Here is a 22391-nt window from a genome sequence, read left to right on the forward strand (position 1 = left end):
GGCACGGGGGTGGCCGCCCCGCGCCGCGGCCCGGCTCAGCCGGGGCCGGGGCCGGGGCCGTTGCTGTGGTCGGGGCCGTAAAGCCGTACGGTGATGCTGATCCGCAGGCCGAGCCGGAGCTGATCGCCGTCGCGCAGGGGGGTGCGGATGCCCGGCATGAGCTTGGCGCCGTTGATGAAGGTGCCGTTGTGGCTGCCCTCGGGCGGCTCCTCGGCCCAGGCGCTTCCGTCCGCCTCCACCGCGATCGACACATGGCGGCGGGAAACCTTCGGGCGGTCGGCGAAGAGGGCGGCGGTGTCCGGCGCCCAGTCCGGGTGGCGGCCCAGGGCGAGCGGCTGCGGGCCGGGCCCGTGTCTGAGCTCCAGACAGGGATCGGTGCAGACCAGCAGCGCATGGGTGCGCGTGCGGCCGCAGGCTGCGCAGTCGGGGTCCCGGGGGGCGACCGGTTCACGGCAGTTCCAGCAGGGTGTGGATATCTCGATGACGGGCGTCGGTTCCGGCTTCGGGTCCGGCTTCTGCTCCGGCTCCCGTTCCGGTCCCCGTTCCTGGTTCTGATGCTGCGGCTGTTCCCCTTCCTCGTCCTCGCTGTCGCGCTCCTGCCACCAGCCATTTCCGTCGCTCACCGGCCGTCCCCCCGCACCACCCGAAGGTCCAGGGCCACCGTCCCGTCCGCGGCCGGACGTACGCCGGTGACGGTGACCGCCGTGCCCGCCAGCGCCTCCTGGTCGAAGAGCGCGCGGGCCAGCGGGTTGATCAGATGAGTCTCCAGCAGCATGCCGATGCCCCGGCCGCCGTTGTCGACGTCGGCCGTGCAGTGGGCGGACAGCGCCTGGTGCGCCTCGTCGGAGAGGCGCAGATGCACGCCCTGCTCCTCCCGCAGCACCCGCTGGATGTTGCCGACCTGCGAGTCGAAGATCTCGGCGGCCACCTTGGCGTCGATGTAGTCGAAGACCACCACATTGCCGCCGAGCCGGTTCATCAGCTCCGGGCGGCCGATCTCCTCGACGAAGTGCTCCTTGACGTTGGTCAGGATGATCTCTTCCAGCTGGTGGTACGGCATGCCCGGCTCGGCCACCCGCCCCCCGCGCCCGCTCCCGCCGCCGGTCCGCTTTCTGACCCCGAGGTTGGAGGTGAAGATCAGCACACACTCGCTGAAGTACGTGGTGACCCCCTGCCCGTCCGTGAGCCTGCCGTCCTCCAGCACCTGGAGGAACTTGTCGAGCACGCCCTTGTCGGCCTTGTCGATCTCGTCGAACAGCACGACCCGGAACGGGTCGTTGCGCACCGCCGTGGTCAGCTCGCCGCCCGCCTCGTAGCCCACGTATCCGGGGGGCGCGCCGAGCAGCCGGTCCACCGAGTGCTTCGAGGAGAACTCGCTCATGTCGAAGCGCAGACACGCGTCCTCGGTGCCGAACAGCACCGTGGCCACCGACTTGGCCAGCTCCGTCTTTCCGGTGCCCGTCGGGCCCGCGAAGAAGAGCACACCGCGCGGGCGGCTGCCGGGGTGGGAGGCCTGGGCGCCGGAGAGACCGAGGGCGGCGCGCTTGAGGATGTCCAGCGTCTTGCCGACCGCCTTCTCCTGGCCCTTCACCCGCGAGCGGATGTACGCCTCGCCGTTCCTGATCTGCTCGCGGACGTAATCCGCCTGCCAGGGGTTGTCCTTGACGCCGAGCTGGTAGACCCGCACCGCGTCCCGCATCTCGGCGAACGACAGCCCGCGGTCGAGGGCCATACGGGCGCTCTCGCGCATCGCGCGCAGGGTCAGCCCGGCGGTGGCCCTGGCGAAGGTGTCGATGTCGTGTTCGTCCGGCGCCCGCTCCGCGCCGCCCGGCTGTTGCGTGCCCAGCTGTTCCTTGTCGAGCCGTATCTGCCCGTTCACACCCCCCGTGTCCGCGCCCCCGCGCCCGGACTTGGCCACGTGCTCCTCCGCGAGCAGCTGGGCCATGCGCCGCCTGCTGCCCAGGTCGGGCAGAGGGATGCCGATGGTGCGGACCCGCTCGCTGCCGGCCACCAGCCAGGTGGGCAGGTCGCGTTCGCCGTCGGCGAGCCAGATCAGGGGGTTGAACAGCCGCCGCCCGCTGTCCTGGTCCGGGATCGGCCGGGCGTCCTCGGCGAGCTTGAGGCAGTTGAGGAAGAAGTCCCGCTCCGGGTCGCTGAGGCGGGTGACGTCGGTGGGGATGCGGGCGGCGTAGTCGATCAGCAGCACCACGCGGTACGGGTGCTGCCGCTGTGGCGTGTCCGGGCGCGGGCGCCCGTCGGGGGTCTTCTTCGCCCGCTGCCCCGGCTGCTTCCAGCCGGTGACGATCGAGCGCAGGGTGTTTTCGGCCTCGGCCAGGTGTACGGGGGTGTCGGCGCGCCGGGCGTGGGCGGCCCCGGGGGTGTCGCGGCCGTGCAGCAGCTCGCGCACCTCCTGGGCCGCGGGGCCGGTCACGACGGTGAAGCCGTCGGCGATGTCGAAGCGGATCAGCGCCTCGTAGCCCTCCTGCCACAGGGCGTTCCACAGGACCTCGGTGAGGGTGTGGTGGGCGTCGTACTGGCGGTCCGCGCCGCCGTCGTCGGGGTTCTTGTCGTGCCGGACGAGGTGGACGTCCCGGATGCTGCCGTGCAGCACGTACTGGGAGTGGACGCTGAGGGTGCCGACCAGTTCCTCGGCGAAGGCCGGGAGCCCGCGGTCCCCCCGGCGCAGCCCGGCCGTGGATGTGGGAGAGGCCGCGGTCGGCGTTTCTGTCTCGGTCATCAGCGCGGCTCCTCGTCGTCGTGGTGGCGGTGGCGGACTTTGGGCGGGAGCCGGTCGATAACGGTCGGCTGGGCCCCGCCGAGCGGATCCGGCCGCCTGGGCGGCTTGTCGAAGACGAACGGCAGGCGGAGGCCCACCTGCTCGGTGAGCCGCTGCAACTCCCGCAGGTATTCGGAGGACTCGACGCAGCGCTGCCAGTCGAGGTCGCGGTCGGCGTCGGTCTCCTCGGCCGGGTCGCGGTCGCGGTGCATGGTGGCCACACGGGCGTAGCCGTCCGCGTCCACCCTGATGCGGAGCCAGTGCTCGTCGCCCCAGTCCGGCGGGGTCCAGTCGATCACCTGGACCGTTCCGGACGTGGAGCGCCTGACCGCCTCGGGCTCCGAGTGCTCGACCGCCGCGCGGATCACCTCCGCGGTGTACGCGCGCTGGTACGCGTCGACCCGCCCGGCGACGCGGGCCTCGACCCGGAGGCGCTCGGTCTCCTCCAGAGTGCCGCCCTTGTCCAGGAAGCTCTCCAGGACCGCGATCTCCGCCGTGGCGTCGGGCAGCGGGCCGGGGACGCCGGGTGGTACGTCCCGGAGGAAGGCCAGTCGCTGGGCCGCCCACTCCTCGTTCTCCCGCAGCTGCTCCGCCTCGTGTGTCTTCTGCTGGGCGAAGCGGGCGGCCTGCCGCAGATGGAGCTTGGCCATGGAGGGCCGCCGGGCGACGACCTCCGCCGCGCTGGCGATCTGCTCCTCCACGAGCCGGTAGTCCGCCGCGGATATGTGGTGCGGGAGCGTGGCCAGCAGCTCGGCGCCGCGCCGCAGCACCTCCTCCTCGGTCAGCGTGACCGTGGTGGGCCGCGGCGGCTGAGGGGCCCCGCGCCGCGCATCGGCTTCGGTGTCGGCCTGCTCGTACTCCTCCAGCGCCTGGTGGCGCCGGGCGCGCAGTTTGGCGTGCCAGCCCCCGTCGGCGCCGTCGCCATCGAGGTGAGGCACGGACACCGGGCGGCCGGCGGCCTCCATCGTCGCCCGTGCGTACGCGGCCTCGGCGCGGCGCACCTGGCGGTCGGTGTCGGCCAGCCGGCACCACACCTGCTCCAGGCTCATGCCCGTCAGGTTCAGCGGAGGCGGCAGGTCGGGCAGGCCGGGCGGTCCGCCGGGGCCAGTGGCCGGGCCGGACCGCCGGGTCCGGGCGCGCAGTGCGCCCAGGCGGGCGTTGGCCCGGGCCGCGGCGAAGGCGGCGTTCTTCCAGCACTCGGCCGCCTGGCGGGCGTCCAGCTGCCGCTGCTCCAGCTCGGCCTGGTCCTTGGCGGCGCGGATGGCGGTGGCCGCGAGGAGCTGCGCACTGGCCATGGTGGCGCGGCCGACGAGCAGGGCGCCGCCGAGCGAGCCCAGGCCGATCAGGGCGGGCACCACCATGTCGTGCAGCTGGTGCATGGCCGCGCCGACCGTGTGCCCGGCGGCGTTGTGGACGGCGTCGACGACGTGCTGGCCGACTCCCGTGTCGATATGGCCCGATAGCCCGGGGTTCTGGGCGACATCGTGCGGTACCCCAGTGTCCGGCACCGTGTTCGGGACGGCCTGCGGAAGGGTGCTGGGTTCCGAAATGAGGCTGAAATCCGGAGGGGGCTCCAAGAGATACGGGACCACGTCGTCGACACTGGCGAGGGCTGCTGCTGAACTCATGTGACGTTTCCTGTCCGTGGCGTGGTGGCCGCCGTCCTCCGGCGGCCGGGGTGGGCTGCCCGGCCGGGACGGCCGTCCCGGCCGCGCAACTCCGCGACGTAGCGGCGCCAGCGGCGCAGCCGGTGCCAGGTCCACCAGGCGAGGGCGGCCACGGTGGCCAGCGGCCACACCCAGGCGGCGTAGACCACGGTGAGCCACATCAGGCCCAGCGGCAGCAGGATCAGCAGGCCGCGGACCGGGAAGCGGGCGCCGGGGCTCCGTATGAAGCGGGCGGCGGGCAGCGCGCGGCGGATCAGCAGCCCGGCCAGGGAGCGGTCCGGGTGGTAGAAGGGGCTGCCGATGCGGTACGCCGCCCACATCTCCAGCGCCGGGACGATGGCGGCCGCCGGGAGGGCCAGCATCCAGGCCGTCAGCACGGTGCTCTGCGGGGACCACCCCGCGAGGTCGCTCGCGCCGATCATGAGGATCCATGGGCAGACGAGGATGAGAGCCCCGCAGAGGGCCCAGCCGAGCGTGGGCAGCATGTCCTGTCTGCGCACCCACAGCGTGGCCACGTCCAGGTCGCGCTCGGTGCGCAGGGCGGCGCGCTGTACGTCGATCCGGCCCTGCGCCTCCTCCGACTCCTGCGCGGCGAACCCGGCCAGCCACTCGGCCAGCTGCATCCGCACCAGGTCTTCGGGGTCGCGCACCAGCCGGCCGTACCAGGCCACCGGCTGCGGCAGCTCGGCCTGGGTCCGGGCGGCCCGGTCCAGGAGCCGCCGCCGGTGTGGCACGGGGGCCGCCGCGAGCGACAGGAGTGCGGCGAGCCGGGTGTGGTCGAGCCGGGTGGCGGCGCGTACTTCGGCGCGCGCGGCGCGCAGCAGGGGCGACTCCGTGATCACTTGCTCGACGGTGTGCTCCCAGCGGGACCGGGCCGTCAGCCACCGCTGCTGCACCTCGCCGAGCCCTTCGCCGCCGGTGCGTTCTTCCAGCAGCGGCAGGATGGTGTGGTCCGCCAGGTCCTTGACGACGGAGAGGGCGAACTCGTCGCCGCGCCCGGCCGCCCGCAGCAACTCCCGTAGCCCGGGCGGGTCGAGCGGCACTCCGCGATAGGAGGCGTCGAGGGTGGGGCCGAGCCAGGAGATCAGGCGGACCAGCGTGGCGGGCCCCGGTTCACGCGGCGGAGCCGCATATTGTTGCGGCTCCAGGCGGGCGAGCAGTGCGGCCAGTTTGTCGCCGTCGTAGCCCGGCTTGTTCTCGAACTGGCGCAGCCAGCGGGTGAACTCCCCCCTGGTGCGCCGCCGGGCCAGGGTGTCCAGGGTCTGCCGCCAGTTCTCGCTGAAGGCCCTGGCCAGCTGCTTCGGCCGGGTGTACTGCTCGCCGAGGAACGCGAACGGCTCGATGTCCGGGTCCTCGGCCGGGTCGGATGCGCCGGGGGCGGTGCCCTCCTCCCAGGGGGCGATCGGCGGCGTGCCGCCCACCAGCCACTGCGCCACCTCGTCGGTGCCCCAGCGGTTTTCGGGGTCGCGGGTGAGCAGCCCCTTGCAGAGCCGCTGTAGCCGGGCGTCGGTGACCAGCGCCAGGTCCGGGGCGCGGGAGCTGATCTCCTCCCGGACGAGGTCGTTGTCGGTGAAGGGGACGGGGTGCCGGCCGCCGGCCATCTCGGCGACGATCATCCCGAGCGACCACCAGTCGGCGGGCGGGTGGATGAGCTGGTTGCGCAGCGACGCCTGCGGGGACATGTAGAGCGCGGTGCCGACCCAGCGCTCGTTGCGGGTGTAGCGCTCGGCGGGCTCGTAGGCGGAGACGGCGAAGTCGACGAGGGCGAGGTCCGGGGCGTTCGGGGCGTCCGGATCGAGGCTGCCGAGTACGACGTTGGCCGGGCTGAGGTCCCGGTGCACGATGTTCAGCTCGTGCAGGGTCGTGAGGGCTTCGTGCAGCTGCCGTACGACGCGGTGGATGAGGGCGGGGTCGACGGGGCCCGGGTTGTCCCTGAGATATCTCGCCAGATCGGTCTCGCCGTAGGACGGGGCCAGGTCGTACGGATGGCCGTCCGCCCCGGTGTCGTCGGTCTCGGTGAAGTGGGTGAGGTGGCGGCGCGGGCGGTCGCGGAGCAGCTCCCACACCGTGCGGTCCGGGCCGTGTCCGCGGTGGTACCACTTGAGGATGTGGGTGCCGCGGTCGTCCTCGACGCGGTAGACGGCCGCCTGGTACGGGTGCTCGGGGCGGCGCAGCACGGCCCGCAGCCGGAACCGGTCGCGCAGCGAGAGCGGCAGCAGGGCGGTGTCCCCGCGCAGGTCGCGTCCCCCGTGCGCGACCTGCGCGGGCCCCGTCCCGGGGAGCTCGTCCTCGGTGAGCGCCCCGGCTGCCGCGGCCGCGGGCGGGGGCGATGGGGGTGGTGGCTCCTCCTGTTCGGTGGGCGGCGGTCCGGCGCCGTGTTCCCGGTACTCCTCGGGCGTGCGGTGTTCCTCGCCGGGGGCGGGTTCCCCGGGTTCTTCGTATTCCGTGGCGGGCGGGTCCTCAGGTGGCTGGGTCATCTCGGTCACCTCGTACGCGGGCGGGCGTTGCCTTTGTTGATCAAGAAAGTCGTGGCTCTCATGGCTCCGGAAATCGGAAATGTGTTCCCGCTCGGCCGGCTCGGCCGGGAATTGCCGAGAACCACAAAGGACGGCAAAGCGCGGTGCACTGGCTACAGCGCTATCCGGCCTGACACGGCGGTCGTGGGACAGATTTCCTCTTCGGGTCGCCGTCGCTAGCCTGGTGACCATGAGTCAGGAGCCATTGCCGCCGGATCTGCCCACATACGATCAACTCCTGAACGAACTGAAAAGCATCCGCAGGCCGGGACTGGCCGACCTGCGCAGAACCGATCGGCCGGCGCTGCGCGCGGCGGCCGTGGCGGGCGGCTTCTGCGACGGCCCCGACGACGCCCCGGCCGGCATCGAGGCCCTGCTCAAGGAGGCCGTCCGGCGGCTCGGGGAGAACGGCGTGCTCGGCCGCGCCGCGGCCCACACCTTCGGGCTGCTCCCCGACCGCCGGGGCGACGCCGCCGCCGACCGCCGCAAGCTGGCGGCCGCCGTGTACGGGGTCAGCACCGAGGGGTTCCGCAAGCGGCAGGAACGGGATGTGATGGAGCAGCTCGCCGAGGCCGTGCTGACCGTCCTGCGGGAGCGGCTGGGATTCTCCGCCTCCGAAGGGCCGTACGAGCATGAGCAGGACGGGCCGAGGGGACAGGCCGGACAGGGCGGGCAGGGCGGACAGGGCGGACAGGCCGGTCAGGGCGGACCGGGCGGCCGCCGGGCCGGTCAGGAGCCTCCGCTGCGGGTCGACAGCGTGCCGGTGGACGCGCGTAGCACCTTCACCGTCCATGTGTCGCCCATCGAACTGCTGCGGGACATCGAGGTGCTGGTCTCCTCGGAGAACGTCTATCTGGAGATGTCGAAGACCTTCCGCCCCACCGTGTCCGGCGCGCTGCGCCTCGCCGCCGCCGTGCGCGACCCCGCCGGGGAGATCGTCGACGATGTGCTCGCGCGCGAACTTGCCGCGTGGCTGCGCGCCCATGGACGCCCCGGGCTGCCGGTCCGGCCCGGCACGGTGGTGCCCACGTCGTCGGGGGCGCTCGCCGCGCGCGGGGTCCGGCGGATCTACCACGCGGCGGTGGCCACGCCGGAGGAGGACACGTACCAGGTACGCCCGGAGACCATCGCCCGCGCGGTCGGCGCGTGCTTCGCGCTCGCCCGGGCCGAGCGCGACCGCTACCAGCCCGCCCTGTCGTCCATCTGCTTTCCGCTGCTGGGCGCGGGCCGGGGCGGCCTGGCGCCGGCGGTCAGCGCGACCTGGCTGCGCTGGGCGATCCGCGACGAACTGGCCCGGGACGCGCGCTGGCGGGTGCATCTGGTGGTCAGGAGCCGGGAGATAGCCGAGGCCGTGGGCGCTCTGTAACCGCCCAGACGGCGGCCACCCACACCGCGACAATCCCCGCCACCCCTCAAGGCCGCCAGCTGGGCCTCGTGAGGCGCACCCCCACCTGCCGCAGCCGCCGCTCCAGCGCGGCAAGTTCGCCGCGCCGAGGCACCCCGTAGAGCCGCACATCGCCCTCCCCCTCGACCACTTGCAGACGGGACCCGCTCGCCGCCCGGGCCAGATGCGCCTGGTAGCGCGCCCGCCCCAGTGCCGTACGCGGCAGCATGCGCTGGTTCGCCGAGCCGCGCCACACCAACTCGGTGGGCTCGGCCACCCGGAAACGTCCGGTCACCACGACATCGGCGTGGCGGACCGCGGCGGAGCGCGCCGCGTCGCGCTCCACTTCCTCCTCCTCGTATCCCGTGTAGAGAAGGAAGTCGACCTCGCGACCGGCCGCCGGGCCGCCCGGCGCCATCGCCTCCGCGCGGGCCTCGGCAGCTCCGGCCAACAGCGCCGCGAGACCGGCCGGTTGATCGAGCGGCTCGCCGCCGCTGACCGTCAGCCCGTCGGCTCCCTGCGCCAGCGCCGCGCGCCACAGCCCGAGCAGGGACGCGACCGTACGGGAGTTGCCGCCCTCCGGATCCCAGGTGTGCCGCGACATGCACCCGGCGCAGGCCAGCCCGCACCCCTGAAGCCAGATGCCCAGCCGCCGCCCGGGCCCCAGGGTCTCGACCGGGAAGTGTGTCTGGCTGACCCGGAGCAGCACCGGCGCCGGCACCGGCTCCCGGCCCATGGGGACGTTTTCCACCGGCCTGTCTCCTTTCCCGCCTCGCCTGGCGTCGCGTTCCGCGCGTTCCTTCCCAATTCCATGATCGATATTCCATGATCGATTCGATGAAGTCCCTCGGAAGTCCTTCGGAACCATTCCAGTATGACCTGGCGTCAGGCGACTACGGGGGCGTTCTCCGGGCGGCTTCCGGGCGTTTTCGGGAGCGGCCCGGGCGGGGAGCATTCCCGGGTATGACCTGACCGTTACGGTCTGAAACAGGTATTCGGTTCGATTGCCGTGCCGCTTCGGGAAGGGAAGCGGAGTTCCGCACCCATGATGCGGCCTTCCGGAGCCGAATTCCACGCCGAGGGAAATCGGGGGACAGATATCCATGATCAGAACCGACAGCGTCAACCGCGTGGTGCGGCGGGGGCACCTCGGCCGTACCGCGCGCTTCAGGGCCCGATGGCGCGGGAAGCGTGACGGCGAGCGGGGCGTGCCCCGCATCCCCGTCCGGCAGTTCGAGGGGCGGCGGGACGAGCCGCCCGTGCTCATCGATCCGCCGGACCCGGAGGAACTGCCGCTCCCCGCGTATGTCATGGAGGTGCGGACCACCGCCCGCCGGGCCATGGAGCAGATGCGCTCCTCGATGATCGGGCAGGAGCACGCCCTCATCAGCAAGTTGCGCGCCGAGTCGGTGCGCGTGGTCACCCAGTACGACGTCCGTGAGGACCCCAGGCCCGCCGCGCTCGCGCGGTACGGCCAGTGGGTGGGCCAGTGGCGCACCAGCGTCGACCGCTGCCGGTCGCATGCGCAGGCCGTCGCCGACCAGGCCAACCAGCAACTCGCCTGCTACTGGGACGCGGTGCGCGCCTCCCACCCCCAGTTCGTGCGCCTCGTCCGGCGCCCGCCCGGGGACTGGCTGCCCGGCCGGGTGGAGCTTGACCAGTCCTGGCACCGGCCCGACGTCTGGCTGCTGGCCGACGACGACGAGGGCGCCAGGACGGCCACGTCCCGGGCGCTCCAGATACTCGAGCGGCAGAACGCCGACCGTGCCGACGCGAGGAGCGCGCGATGATCGGCAACAGCCCTGCGCCGAAGGCGCCAAGGGTGCGAAAGGCACCAACGGCGCGAAAGGCACCAACAGCGCCGAAGACGCGCCGCGCGCTGCCCGCCGCGCTGGTGCTCGCCCTGGCGGCGACCGCCGCCACGGCCTGCGACGCGGTGTCCAACGAACCGAAGCGCTACTCCCAGGCCTGCGGCGTGGTGGTCGACGGCTCGGGCTCGGCCGCCGCCACCAAGACCGGCTTCGACGCAAAGGCCAAGCTTGAGGCGACGCTGAACACCTTCCTGTCGGACAACAAGTGCCGCAAGACGTCGTTCGCCCCGATCACCAAGGTGTCCCAGGCGTCCAAGTGCCAGGTCAGCCCGCTCGATCTGGACCCGGACACCTCGAAGACGGCCGACCGTGACCGGACCCGCAAGGCCATGCGGGCGGTCGCCCTCTCCAGCGCGCTGAAGCTGCTGCGCTGCGCACAGGAGCAGGAGCCCGGCTCCGATGTGCTGGGCGGCCTGTCGCGCATCGCGCTGACCAAACCGTCCGGCGACGACGACTCGTTCGATGTGCTGGTGGTGAGCGACTTCGACCAGGGCGATCCGGACTTCCGGCTGGGTCGGCAGGATCTGTCCACCGCCGCGAGCCGCGGGAAGACCATCGACGCCTTCCTGAAGTCCCACCACAAGCCGGAGCTGTCCGGCGCCGACATCTACCCGGTGGGTTACGGCATGAAGTACGGCGCCGACACCGCCCGGTACGACCAGTTCAACTCCTTCTGGACGGAGCTCCTGGAGGGGAGGGTGAAGGCACGTGTCCACACCACATACCGTTAGCGACGACGAGGAGCCGCGGCGGCTGAGACTGCGCCGCCGCAGGCCCGACTCCGACCGCGGGCGCCGCCGGGGCCGCGCGGCCGCGCGACACTTCCCCGACGGTGCCCTGCCGCAGCCGGACCCCGTCGAGTCGGATGTCGTCCGCGCCAACGACAGCGCCTGGCTGCTCGACCGGGCCCGCAAGCGCGGCGCGGCGGCCGGTGCCCGGGAGGTCTTCGACCCTTGGGTGCTGGGCAGCCCCGACCGGATCCCGTACTTCGCCGAGCTGTCCAGCCTGCGTGACCGCGTCAGGCACCGGCTCACCGAGGAGGCGGCACGGGCCGAGGAGGACGGCGCGCTGGAGGCCGCCCGGGTGCGGGCGGCGGCCACCGCCGCGGGCGAACGGCTGGCGCGGGGGAGCCGGCGGCGCACGGTCCTGGAGCAGCAGCAGATGGTCACCACCGCGCAGCTGGACCGGCTCGCGCGGCGGGCCGACCGGTGGCAGACCTTCCGCGACACCGTGCGGGGCAGCTTCGAGCGGCGCTGGCTGCGCAACCGGATGCCCCCCGACTGGTCCGACGGCACCGACGCCGCCAACAACCCCACCACAGACCCCCCAGCGGCGCAGCATCGCGACCACGAGCCGGAGACGGCCCGGGACCACGACCGCTGGCAGGCCGTGTCCGAGCGCGACCCCGCTGCGGCGCAGGAGCCCGACGCGGCCGACCGGGCCCTGTCCACCAGGGCGGCCTGGGAGGGCGCGGCGGCCCGCCCCGGCATGCCGCGGTGGATCAAGATCGGGGTGCTGGTGCTGCTGATCGCGGTCGAGTTCCCCGTCTACTACACCGTGTTCGAGAATCTGCACGGCGTCGGGGCCTTCGCCAATCTGCTCTCCGTCAGCCTCACCGTGGCCGTCGCCGTGGCGATGATCCTCGCCCCGCACATCGGCGGCCGGATCCTGCGGCACCGCTCCGCCACCGGCGCGGTCCGGCTGTCGGCCGTGCCCGCCCTCGCGCTGATCGGCGTCTGGGCGTACGGGGCCTGGGCGCTGGGCGATCTGCGGGCCAAGGTGGCGTTCCAGGAGGAGCCCCCGCTGGAGCTGCCGTCCGATGTGCCCAAGGACGTCAGGGACAGCATCAGCAACCAGCCGAGCCTCATCGAGTCCCTGCACCTGGACCCGCACAGCGTCTCTCTGATGTTCGTGGCGCTGCTGCTGCTCTCCGGAGGCATCGCCTTCCTGATCGGTCTCGGCGCGGAACACCCGTATCTCGCGGCGTACCGCACCACCGCCGAGCAACTTCGGGAGCTGGAGCGGGAGACCGAGGCGGACATCGCCGGTGCCGAGCGCGCCAAGGAGGCCGAGGCCACCCTGGACAACCGCGCCGGAGCCCGCCGCGCGGCCCACGAGGCGCGCCTCTACGCCGTCGACGACCTGTACGAGGCCGCGGCCCACGCCTATCTGGACGGCCTCGCGGTCCAGTCCGCGGACCCCGCCGTGACCGAGGCCGCCATGCGGCTGTCGCGGCAGTGGCCGCTGCTGCCGCACTGAGGGGGTGGATGACCGATGGAACCGGCGGGCGAGGAGCAGTACATCCTCATCACGCAGTGCCTGCAGAACGACTTCTTCCTGAATCTGGACTGTCAGCTGTCGCTGCCTGAGAGCGCGGTCTCCAAGCTGCTGCTGGACAGCGAAGGCGGTGACGCCCTCCGCACGGAGGGCCACCGCCGGGTCCTGCCCGAGGCGGAACTGAGCCGCTCGCCCCTCGCCCGCTTCCTCGACGCCACCGTCGGCTCCCGTGTGCGCGGACACGGCGAGGGGACGCTCCACCTGATCAACGTCCGCGACTGGCATGTCCCGGGGGAGGCGTACGACCTCGAACGCAGGCAGTACGGCGCGCACTGCGAGGCCGACACCTGGGGCGCGGCGTACGTCGACGGCCTGACCGACCTGCTGGCTCCGGAACCGGCCGAGGACGGCTGGGGCGGCAGGCTGCGCGTCCACCACGTACGGTCCAACACCCTCTACGACTTCCAGGACACCCCCGCCGCCCGTGAGCCCTCCCCGCTGGCCACGCTGCTGGACGGGCTCCTGGCCGACGGCCGGCACGAGACGACCCACGTCGTCGTGATCGGCGTCCTCACCGACATAAAGATCCAGCTCCTGCTGACCGGCATCCGCTCCCGCTACGACGTCCGGCAACTCGTCGTCTCCGACGCCCTCACCGCCAGCCGCACCCTGGAACGCCACCTCACCGCTCTGGACTTCTGCCAGCGCGTGCTGCGCACCGAGGTGATGAACGGCCTCGCCGAGCTGGCCCGCTTCCTCGGCTCCCGCCCGGACGACGACCGGCGGCTCACCCGGGGCGAGGACGCCGAGTTCGCCGGCTACTCCTCGTACATCCAGGACAAGCAGGGCATCCTCTCCTACGAGGACGCCCGGCTGCGCGACTACCGCATCCAGACCTCCGAGCGCCTCAGACAGGCCCAGCGCACCGTCGGCTTCGCCGCCAAGTTCCTGCTGGGCCTGGGCACCTGTCTGCTGCTGACCGCCCTCCTGCTCTCCCTCCTCGGCGTCTTCTTCCCGGGCCGCGTCGGCTGGGAGAGCCCGGCCGTCCTCGGCGCGCTCGGCGCCGGCCAGATCGTCACGCTCTTCTTCACCCGCCCCGTCAGATCGGTCCAGGACGCCCTGGCGGAGGAGACGATCTACCGGATGGTCCTGGAGAGCCGCAGCCTGAAGGTCGCCCTCGCCCGCTACCACGTCACCACCGCCAACGCGCTGCGCCGACATGACGACTTCGGCTCGCAGTCCGACGCTCTGGAGCGGCAGCTGGAGGTCCTGGAGAAGATCGACGCGGCGGACTTCGAACGCCTCAAGGGCCTGGGCGTGACCCCGCGCACCGACCAGCCCGGCCCGGGAACCCGCGGCCGGGGCGCCCGTCGCGGCCGTACGCGCTCAGCGTGAGGCTGCCACCGGGTCCGTCTGCCATGGTTGATCACCGATCTGGCGAAGTGCTGCCGGCGACCTTGCGGTGAGTATGAGACACAGACACGCCGTGGCATCGGCGTGTCGTCGTCCGATATTCACCGCAAACTCTGGTGCCGGTGGCGCGGGGGCGGGGCCTATGCGGGGGCGATGCCTCGTTGGCGTTGGGCGTGCAGCCGGGCGAGGGCCCGCAGCTGCCGCCGCTCGTACGCGGTAGCGGGGCGTATCGAGACACAGTGCGACCGCCACGCGAGGCCGGTAGGACGAGTGAGGCACACCATTGGCCCGGGCGGTAACACCAGTCGTAGCAGTGCTTCGAAGATCCACGCGACGGCGTGGGCCTTGCTCATCAACCTTCGACCCGCGGGGACAGTCGGCTTGCGACGTGTGAAGAACTGCTGCCGAGTCAGGGGCATGGTGACTCACCACCTCTGGGCTCGCTGTAAGCTCAGGGCGACATTATCGCTATTCGCGAAAAGCGGCAGGGATCCCCACTGTGTGGTGGTCAACGGTTCGCTTACTGTGTAAAGCGGCGAGGTTGGCGAGGACCGACCAAGATATGAGGAGGCCCCGTTGGCCGGCGATGCGTGGACCAGTACGTCGATGCCTTACCTGCGGCCGACCGGGGGAGACCGAGCCGATGTGTGGAGTGAGGAGGCCGCGGCTTACGGGCGGCGGGGCACTCAGCGCATCGTCCAGGCCGGAGAGGTGTCCGCTCCCGCAGCCGTGGCACGTCTGTTGGGGATCGAGGCGGGGGCCGCAGTGGTCGTGCGGCGGCGGATCATGTATCTGGACGAGCAGCCTTGCGAGCTGACCGACTCCTACTACCCCGCTCCCATCGCGGCGGGTACCGGCCTGGCGGGCACGGCGAAGATCCGTGGGGGAGCGGTTGCTCTGCTCGCGGAACTGGGGTACGTGGGGCAACGGGTGCGGGAGGATGTGACGGCGCGGATGCCCGATGGGCAGGAGCGCGAGCTGCTGCGGACCGGCGAGCTGGAGCCGGTGATGTGCCTTGAGCGGGTCGTCCTCGATGGGGACGGTCGGCCGATTCAGGCTGATCTCATCACCATGCCCGCTCACCGCCAGCGCCTTCGTTACGAACTCAGGATGGGATGACCGTGCCCAAGGCCGATCAGGACGCAGTCGACCGGCGGTCGCTGCATGAGCGAATCGCCGCGGATCTGCGGGACGAGATCATGTCCGGCGAGCTTCGACCGGGCGCCAGGCTTCCGTCGACCGCGCAGCTCAAGGAGCGGTTCAGCGCGTCGAACGCGACCGTGCAGAAGGCACTGCAACTGCTGAAGGACGAAGGCCTCGCGGTGGGCAGGGCCGGGGCGGCCGTTACCGTACGGGAGCACCGGCAGCGCACCATGCGGCCCGCCGCGTACATGGCGCCGGCCGCGTCGGGTGAGCCGTATCGGTGGATCAGCGAGGCGGCCACCGGGCACCAGGCGCGGGGGAGCAGCCGTCTTCTGGAGGTCGCCGAGGTGAGGCCGCCCGCCGATGTGGCGGAGGCGCTGCGGCTTCCGGAGGACGGGATGGCGCTCCTGCGGGCGCAGGTGTTGTCGCTGGATGACGAGCCGGTGGAACTGGTGAAGTCGTACTATCCGCTGGATCTTGCTCACGGGACGGCGATGATGGAACGCCGCAAGATCAAGGGCGGTACTCCGGCGTTGCTGGCGGAACTGGGGTACCCGCCACGGCTCAGCGTGGACAAGGTGTCCGCCCGGGTACCCACGCAGGAGCAGTACACCGTCCTTGGTCTGCCGGGGAATCTGCCCGTCCTGCGGACGTTGCGGGTCGTGTACAGCGACGACGAACGCCCCATTGAGGCCACGGTGATGGCCAAGGCCGGTCACCTCTATGAGCTGCAATACGAGTTCTCGCCGTCCTGAATGGTGCCGTAGCGTCCGCGGGCGCTACGGCCGCAGAGCGGCCCGCCCCCGCCCCGGGGGCCGTGATGGCCGGGGGGTGCTGCTCATACGGCCCAGGAGTCGGCCGGATCATCCAGCCATACCCGCTGTCCTTTTGGCGTGACCGTGAGACCAAACCGGGCATCACGCAGGCCCAGGAGCGGTCGCTCAGCCCGTAGAACCACACGGGCCGTGCGCCGTCGCGCTTGTCAGCCACGGCCTGGACACAGTCCCTGACCCGCAGGCCCAGCGCGAAGGGCAGCGCTGTGTACCGGCCTGTGACGAAATCGGCTTCTGGCAGGTCGGTGGTGGACGCATCGGCAAGGTTGAATCCATGCGCCGGGACGTAATCGCCGTGATCCCGGGCGGGCAGCCGCTGTGCGCGCATCTTCATGAATTCCACGGGCCGGGTGAAGGGCCCCGATGCCGAACCGCCCTTGTCACACCAAGGCAGATGACGAGCCCGATCGCGGACTTCCAGCGTTTCATGCGGCAGAGGCTGGCACGGGCGTGCGGGGACCCCTCCCGGTCAGACCTGGCCTGTCCCCCGGGCCCGGCCTGGCGGGGGCCCGGCCTGGTGGTGGCACGGGAGCACTCAGGAGCCGATTGCCTGGGGGTAGCGGAAGAAGTCGGTCGGGTCGTACCTCCGCTTCACGCGGACCAACCGCGGGTAGTTGACGCCGTAGTAGGCCTCCCGCCAGTCCCTCAGCTTCGGATCGGGAAAGTTCTGGTAGGAGTGCGCAGGGGGCGCCCCGTCGAAGATGGCGGCGTAGAACTCCTGGAGCCAGTGCTGGTTCGCGGCGGCGACCTCGGGGGAGTCGTAGTCCGCCCAGGAGGTCTCGGCGGCCAGGATGAACAGGCCGTCGCGGTGCACGAATGCGGTCGCCCGGCGCGGTACGCGGTTGATCTCCCCGCCGAGTGCGAACATCGCGAACCCGGCCCCGTCCGGGTTGCCGCTGCCCGGCCAGTCGAGCAGCCGCTCGGCCGCGGCGCTGACCTGCTGGTCGGTGAGGAGCGTCCGGGAGTTCAGGACCGCTGACTTGGCGGCGAATTTCTCCACCGGAGTGGTGGCGCTGAGCAGCGTGCTCGCCTCAGCCGGGGTGACCTCGCGGACGGCGGCGCAGTTCCGGGCTCGTTCCTCCGGGGTGCCGATGGCGAGGAGCGGGGCGAGGACGGCCCGCAGTTCATCGAGGGTTCCGTAGTACTGGCCGATCGCGTTGACGTTGGCGTTCGTGCGGATCTGCTTCCGGGTGCGCCCGCGGGTGCCGATGCCGAGGCGGAGGTGGAATCGCTTGTCGTCCTCGGTCTCCTGGGCGATCCGCTGGGCGGTCGCCATCACCGGCAGTACGGAGTCCAGGCTCCAGCTGAGCCGGTAGAAACCCACATCGCCCTGGAACCGCTCGTACTGGAACGTGAACGAGGTGTGCACGCCGAAGTTGTTGCCCGCGCCGCCCCGGCAGGCCCAGAACAGATCGGGCTGCGAGTCCTCACTGGCCTCGACGACGCGGCCGTCGGCGAGTACGACGGTCGTGGCGACCAGCCGGTCGCAGGTCAGGCCGAACATCTTGTCGCTGAAGCCGATCCCGCCGCCCAGCACGAGACCGGCGACCCCGACCGAGGGGCAGCGGCCGGTCGGCACGAAGATGCCTTGGTCCTCGAGCAGCGGATGCAGATCGCCGTTGGTGACCCCGGCCCCGACGGTGACGGTGCCCGCGCCGTGGGCGACCTTGATCGGCCCGTATGCCCGGGAGCGGGCGGCACTCCGCCGCGGCGTGGTGACGATGTTCCTCATCCGGCTCATATTGAGCAGCAGGCCCGTGGTGGTGGAGTAGCCCGCGTAGTTGTGGCCGAGACCGGAGCGCGGCACCGCGGGCAGCCCCACCGCGCGGGCCCAGCGGATCGACTCGCGTACGTCCCCGACCGTGGCGCAGGCGACGATGCCGGCGGGGTGGGTCCCGGCGTACCGGTGGTTGAACGGGATCGCGAGCGGAGGGTAGCCGGAGTTCGCGGGCCGGTAGAGGGTGGCACCGGGGGAGAGCGACGCGGCCAGCCGCTTCCAGTCCTGCCGGCTGACCCGCTCCGCCGTCTCGGTCACCGCGGCCGCGTCGGTCGGCGCCGTCATGGCCACGGCCCCGGCGCCGAGGGCACCCAGGGTGCCTGTCCGCAATGCGTTCCGCCTGCTGATCACTGTGGCCTGCCTTCGCGAAACGGTCGGAGGCTCGATTGCCTCGGGATCGACTGATCCACCGATCGTTCACCGACCTGGCCGTTTGTCATGGACCGCCCGCGAGCCGGCCACTCGAAAGCGTGCCTGACGCACCGCCTGATAGCCGAGTCCGAGTGGCCTGCCCGACGCTCGCCTGTTCGCCGTGGATCAGAGCCTGAACTCGCGGATCACGGTGTTCCTGAACACCGCGCCGCCGTCGATCGTGAACAGCGCGAGCCCGGTGTCGGCAGGGTCCGGGAATGCCTCGGAGGAGTGGACGTACCGGCCGTCGTCGATGAACATCTCCACGGAGGTGCGGTCGATCAGGATCCGCAGCCGGACCATCCGCGAGGACGGGTCGAAGGGGGTGCGGCTCTCCCGCCACCGGCCGGAGGAGTCCGGGCTCACCGCGTACCCGCGGTTGACGAAGGCGTAGTCGCGATAGATCCCGGCGTCGATGTGGCGGACGCCGTCCGCGGAGCGGCGCAACTGGAGCCCCGCGCCGGTGAGCTGGTCCCAGGCGATCTCGGTCGTCAGCTCATACGCGGTGCCGGTGTAGTCCAGCACCCGCCGGCCGTCGACCTCCAGGTCGCCGAGGTTCACCGTGCGGGAGACCTGGCCGTCGAGGGCCGCGATGGGCTGGGAGGCGAGGTAGTACGTGCCGCTCGCGGCGCGCTTGAGGGTGATCTCGCGGACGATCGAGTCGGTGCCGTTGAAGCCGTCGCAGTCGATGGTGGGCGTGGTGTTGGCGTAGTCCCAGTGGTTCAGCCAGCCGATCGCGTAGCGCGCGGCCGGGTCGAGGGTGCCGTTCGCGTCCCGCTTCTCGAAGGTGACGGCCGCGTACCAGTCCCAGCCGTGGTCCAGCCACTGCGGGTCGGGGGCATCGGCCGTGAAGGTGGTGCCGTCGAAGGAGCCGGTCCAGTACGCGTAGGTGCTCGGCAGCCCGGAGCCCTTGCCGTTGGCGCTCACCCCCAGCACCCACGTCCGGGTCCCGTTCTCGGCGGTGATCCGGAACAGGTCGGGGCATTCGAGGACGCCGATGCCGTCCTTGATGAACCCGCTGACGTAAGTCCACGACTTCAGGTCGGTGGAGTGGTAGAAGCCCACCTTGTTGTTCTCGGCGAGCGCCATCACCCACCGGCCGCGCTCCTCGTCGCGGATCACCTTGGGGTCGCGGAAGTCCCGGACCCCGGGGTTGGGCAGGACCGGGTCGGTGCCGTGGTTGGTGAACGTACGGCCGCCGTCCGTGGAGTAGAACAGGTACTGCGCCTGGGTGTTGGCGTTGTCGTCGGGTGACATGGTGGCCAGGGCGATCACCGCGCCCGGGCCGAAGCCCGCCGTGTTGTCCGTGTCGACCACCGCCGAACCGGACCAGACGTCGCCATTGGGGGTGGTGTCCTTCGGCACGGCGATGCCGCGGTCGGTGAAGGAGACCAGGTCGGTGCTGGTGGCCAGGCGCCAGGTGGTGCCCGCGGTCGTGCCACCCGTCGAGTAGTCGGGGTTGTACAGGTAGTAGTAGTGGTACTCGCCGTCGATCCAGATCGGCCGCTGCGGGTCGTTCATCCACTGGTCGGGGACGGTGAAGTGGTACCCGGCGCGGTAGCTGCCCGGGCACGCGGACGCGGCCCCGGGCTTCGCCGCCCCCGGCTTCGCCGCCCCGGGCTTTGCCGCCGCAGGTCTCGCCGTGACGGGCAGCAACGCGCCGGCCGCGCCCACGGCCGAGGCGAGGAACAGCGACCTCCTGGACGGGCCACGGCTGCCGGATGTGCCCGATATTCGGCGCATGGTGCGCCTCCCTTCCCCGACTCCGTCGTCGGGACTGCGGCTCAGTGGTCCGGAACTTTAGACCTAACTCGTTAAAGGTCAACCCTCTCCTGCGCCTTGACAGCCCCGTAACAGGGTTCTCATCATCGGGGAGTCACTTCCTCCTAACACGAGTTAGGCTCGCCGATGACCGACTCGCTCATCTCCCGCCGCGGCCTCATGCGGTACGGGGCGTACGGCGCCGCGGCCGCCGCTCTCGGCGGCGTCGCGGCAAGCTGGGACCGCCTCACCGGCGCCGACATCCCCGGCCGGAACGACGGCTCCCTCGTCGTCGCCACCCTCGGCCCCGCCTACGGACCGGAGGCCATCCGCACGCTCACCGAGGGCTTCCGGAAAGAGCACCCCGACATCAAGCTGCGCATCAACGCGGTGCAGGCCGTCGACTGGTCCGACTTCTTCGCGAAGATCCTCACCCAGATCGCGGCGGGCACCGCCCCCGACCTCGTCTACGTCGCCACCGAGGGCGTCCAGTTGTTCGCGCGGCGCCTCGGGGTCCCCCTGGACCGCTGGGTGCGGCGGGACGCCGAGGAGCTGCGCGAGTACTTCGCCGACGTCCATCCCTCGCTGGTGGAGTCGATGATGTACGAGGGGAGCCTCTACCAGCTGCCGGTCGAGTTCAACGCGGCCGACATGTACCTCAACAACCAGGTGCTGAAGCGGGCGGGCGCGAGCTTCCCGGCGGCCGACTGGACCCGCGACGACTTCACCGCGCTGCTGCGGGACATGAAGAAGGCGAGCGGCTCCCGGTTCACGCCGTACTTCTGGACCAACCGGCTGTGGGGCGGCGTGGTGCCCTGGCTGTTCGCGAACGGCACCAATCTGCTCGCCGAGTCCAAGGCGCCGGGCGGGGCCTGGCTGTGGGACTCCTTCTATCCGGCCGCCGCCCGGCGCGGGCGCGGGGGTGGTTTCCGGTGGACGACCCCGCAGGCCACCGACGCCCGCGTGGAGGAGGCGTACGACTATCTCGCCTCCCTCATCCAGGAGGACCTGTGCACCCGCCCCGAGGGCGGCAACGGCCAGAACCTCGTCGGCGTCTTCTCCACCGGCCGGGTCGGCGTCACGCCCGCGGGCGGCTTCTGGGCGGGCGGTCTGCATCTCGCGGGCATGGAGGCGACGGACTACGACGTGCAGTACTTCCCGCGCTGGCGCACCCAGCGCATGCAGTTCGGCGCCGCCGGCTACGCGCTGCTGCGCACCTCGAAGAAGCCGGACGAGGCCTGGGAGTTCATCAAGTACGCCGCCCGCAGGGACACCCTGATGCGGCTGTTCAAGACCAACCAGACCACCCCGGCCCGCCGTTCGATGCTCACCCCCGCCCGCTACCGGGAGACCGGCCCGAACCACTGGCAGGTCTTCTACGACACCCTCGACAAGTTCCCCGACACCGGGCCGATCCCCGCGCCGCCGCAGGTCGCCGAGGTCGAGCAGGTGCTGCTCAAGCACACCGGCACCGCCCTGGCCTCGCGGGGCGCGGTGGGCCCCGCGCTGCGCCGGATGCAGGGCGACCTGGAGAAGGCCATGGAGCGTGACGTATGACGACAAACACGCAGGCGAACACGCAGGCGGACACCCAGGCGAACACCCAGCCGAACACGCAGGCCCCGCGCGTACGAAAGCGGCGGGCGACACCGGCCGCCGACCCCTCGCGGCCCTCCGCCCGCAACCGTTCCACCCGGCTGCTCGCCGCGCTGTTCCTGGCGCCCACGATCGTCGGGATCGTGCTCTTCACGGTCGTACCGATCGCCGGCTCGGTCGTCCTCAGCCTCTTCCACTGGAACGTGATCGACGACCCGAGCTTCGCCGGGACCGCCAACTACCGCGAGGTGTTCAGCGATTCGACCGTGCTGGTCTCCTTCCGCAACACCCTCGTGTTCATGGTGCTCGCGGTCGCGCTCCAGCTGCTCATCGCGCTGGCGCTGGCGCTGGCGGTGAACGGGCGGATGCCCATGTGGCTCCGCTCGGTGTTCCGGTCGGCCTTCTTCTTCCCGCTGGTGCTGTCCGCCGCGTCGATCTCGGTGGTGATGAAGTACCTCTTCAACCAGGACTTCGGCGTCGTGAACTGGCTGCTCGGGCTGGTCGGGATCGCCCCGGTGCCATGGCTGACGTCGGAGAACGGGGCGATGGCCACGGTGATCCTGGTCTACGTCTGGCAGCAGTTCGGATTCTCGTTCCTGCTGTTCGTCGGCGGTCTGAACAACATCCCCAAGGAGATCCACGAGGCCGCCTCGCTCGACGGCGCGACCGGGTTGCGCAAGCACCTCGCCGTCACGCTGCCGCTGCTGTCGCCCACGCTGCTGGTCGCGTCGGTGGTCGGCATCATCAACGCGCTTCAGGTCTTCGAGCAGCCGTACGTGCTCACCGACGGCGGGCCCGGCGACTCCACCCGCACCGTTGTGATGGTCATCTACGAGACCGCGTTCGAGCAGCTCCGCTTCGGCCCGGCGTCCGCGGTGGGCGTGCTGCTGTTCGTACTGATCATGGCGGTCACGGCCCTCCAGTTCCGGCTCAGCCGGCGTTTCGTCCACTACCAGTGAGCCGGGT

The 22391-nt window shown here is 71.5% G+C and carries 16 protein-coding genes; 9 read left to right on the forward strand and 7 right to left on the reverse strand.

From position 1 onward, the window contains the following. Positions 1–35 precede the first annotated feature (35 nt). The 4 genes from ACZ4WQ_RS28465 to ACZ4WQ_RS28480 are packed head-to-tail and all read right to left on the reverse strand — an operon-like array spanning position 36 to position 6920. A complete protein-coding gene (locus tag ACZ4WQ_RS28465) occupies positions 36–623 on the reverse strand; it encodes an FHA domain-containing protein (RefSeq protein WP_398375976.1) in 588 nt (195 codons plus the stop codon). Next, complete coding sequence (locus tag ACZ4WQ_RS28470; protein WP_398375974.1) at positions 620–2737, reverse strand: AAA family ATPase; 2118 nt, start codon at positions 2735–2737, stop codon at positions 620–622. The genes ACZ4WQ_RS28465 and ACZ4WQ_RS28470 overlap by 4 nt, the downstream gene beginning before the upstream one ends. Next, positions 2737–4404 carry a hypothetical protein gene (locus ACZ4WQ_RS28475; RefSeq protein ID WP_468022526.1) on the reverse strand — a complete coding sequence of 556 codons (1668 nt, stop codon included), beginning with the start codon at positions 4402–4404 and terminating at the stop codon, positions 2737–2739. The genes ACZ4WQ_RS28470 and ACZ4WQ_RS28475 overlap by 1 nt, the downstream gene beginning before the upstream one ends. After that, the gene (locus ACZ4WQ_RS28480; protein WP_468022527.1) at positions 4401–6920 is read right to left on the reverse strand and encodes a protein kinase domain-containing protein; all 2520 of its coding nucleotides are present in this window, start codon (positions 6918–6920) and stop codon (positions 4401–4403) included. Before ACZ4WQ_RS28480 ends, ACZ4WQ_RS28475 begins: the two co-directional genes overlap by 4 nt. 229 nt (positions 6921–7149) lie before the next feature. Between ACZ4WQ_RS28480 and ACZ4WQ_RS28485 the strand changes: the two genes are divergently transcribed. Continuing rightward, positions 7150–8325 (forward strand): macro domain-containing protein, encoded by a 1176-nt coding sequence (locus ACZ4WQ_RS28485; protein WP_468022528.1) that lies wholly within the window; start codon positions 7150–7152, stop codon positions 8323–8325. 46 nt (positions 8326–8371) lie between these two features. Here ACZ4WQ_RS28485 and ACZ4WQ_RS28490 read toward each other — a convergent pair whose 3' ends face one another. Then, positions 8372–9094: a 4Fe-4S cluster-binding domain-containing protein gene (locus tag ACZ4WQ_RS28490; RefSeq protein ID WP_398375966.1), complete on the reverse strand. Its 723-nt coding sequence runs from the start codon at positions 9092–9094 to the stop codon at positions 8372–8374. A gap of 352 nt (positions 9095–9446) precedes the next feature. Here ACZ4WQ_RS28490 and ACZ4WQ_RS28495 point away from each other — a divergent pair, with 352 nt between their 5' ends. The 6 genes from ACZ4WQ_RS28495 (at position 9447) to ACZ4WQ_RS28520 (ending at position 15802) form a co-directional block, all read left to right on the forward strand. Further along, entirely contained in the window at positions 9447–10133 is a 687-nt protein-coding gene (locus tag ACZ4WQ_RS28495; RefSeq protein WP_358847900.1) for a hypothetical protein, read from the forward strand. A gap of 32 nt (positions 10134–10165) precedes the next feature. Then, complete coding sequence (locus tag ACZ4WQ_RS28500) at positions 10166–10945, forward strand: hypothetical protein (RefSeq protein WP_398375964.1); 780 nt, start codon at positions 10166–10168, stop codon at positions 10943–10945. Beyond that, entirely contained in the window at positions 10923–12473 is a 1551-nt protein-coding gene (locus tag ACZ4WQ_RS28505) for a hypothetical protein (protein ID WP_398375962.1), read from the forward strand. The genes ACZ4WQ_RS28500 and ACZ4WQ_RS28505 overlap by 23 nt, the downstream gene beginning before the upstream one ends. 15 nt (positions 12474–12488) lie before the next feature. Next, positions 12489–13886: a cysteine hydrolase family protein gene (locus tag ACZ4WQ_RS28510; RefSeq protein ID WP_468022529.1), complete on the forward strand. Its 1398-nt coding sequence runs from the start codon at positions 12489–12491 to the stop codon at positions 13884–13886. A 594-nt stretch (positions 13887–14480) separates the two neighbouring features. Beyond that, positions 14481–15023 carry a GntR family transcriptional regulator gene (locus ACZ4WQ_RS28515; RefSeq protein ID WP_311727007.1) on the forward strand — a complete coding sequence of 181 codons (543 nt, stop codon included), beginning with the start codon at positions 14481–14483 and terminating at the stop codon, positions 15021–15023. Beyond that, positions 15020–15802 carry a GntR family transcriptional regulator gene (locus ACZ4WQ_RS28520; protein WP_468022530.1) on the forward strand — a complete coding sequence of 261 codons (783 nt, stop codon included), beginning with the start codon at positions 15020–15022 and terminating at the stop codon, positions 15800–15802. The genes ACZ4WQ_RS28515 and ACZ4WQ_RS28520 overlap by 4 nt, the downstream gene beginning before the upstream one ends. 613 nt (positions 15803–16415) lie before the next feature. Here the strand turns inward: ACZ4WQ_RS28520 and ACZ4WQ_RS28525 are convergent. After that, the gene (locus ACZ4WQ_RS28525; protein ID WP_468022531.1) at positions 16416–17987 is read right to left on the reverse strand and encodes an FAD-binding oxidoreductase; all 1572 of its coding nucleotides are present in this window, start codon (positions 17985–17987) and stop codon (positions 16416–16418) included. Positions 17988–18194: 207 nt separating this feature from the next. Then, on the reverse strand, positions 18195–19811 hold the full coding sequence (locus ACZ4WQ_RS28530) for a glycoside hydrolase family 32 protein (RefSeq protein WP_468022532.1): 1617 nt from the start codon (positions 19809–19811) through the stop codon (positions 18195–18197). Positions 19812–19976: 165 nt separating this feature from the next. On the opposite strand from ACZ4WQ_RS28530, the gene ACZ4WQ_RS28535 reads away from it, so the two are divergent. Both ACZ4WQ_RS28535 and ACZ4WQ_RS28540 read left to right on the forward strand, forming a co-directional pair. Next, positions 19977–21386: an extracellular solute-binding protein gene (locus ACZ4WQ_RS28535; RefSeq protein WP_385349084.1), complete on the forward strand. Its 1410-nt coding sequence runs from the start codon at positions 19977–19979 to the stop codon at positions 21384–21386. Further along, on the forward strand, positions 21383–22384 hold the full coding sequence (locus tag ACZ4WQ_RS28540) for a carbohydrate ABC transporter permease (protein WP_468022533.1): 1002 nt from the start codon (positions 21383–21385) through the stop codon (positions 22382–22384). The genes ACZ4WQ_RS28535 and ACZ4WQ_RS28540 overlap by 4 nt, the downstream gene beginning before the upstream one ends. The last annotated feature ends 7 nt before the right edge of the window (positions 22385–22391 follow it).

Source organism: Streptomyces sp. NPDC028305 (assembly GCF_055569495.1).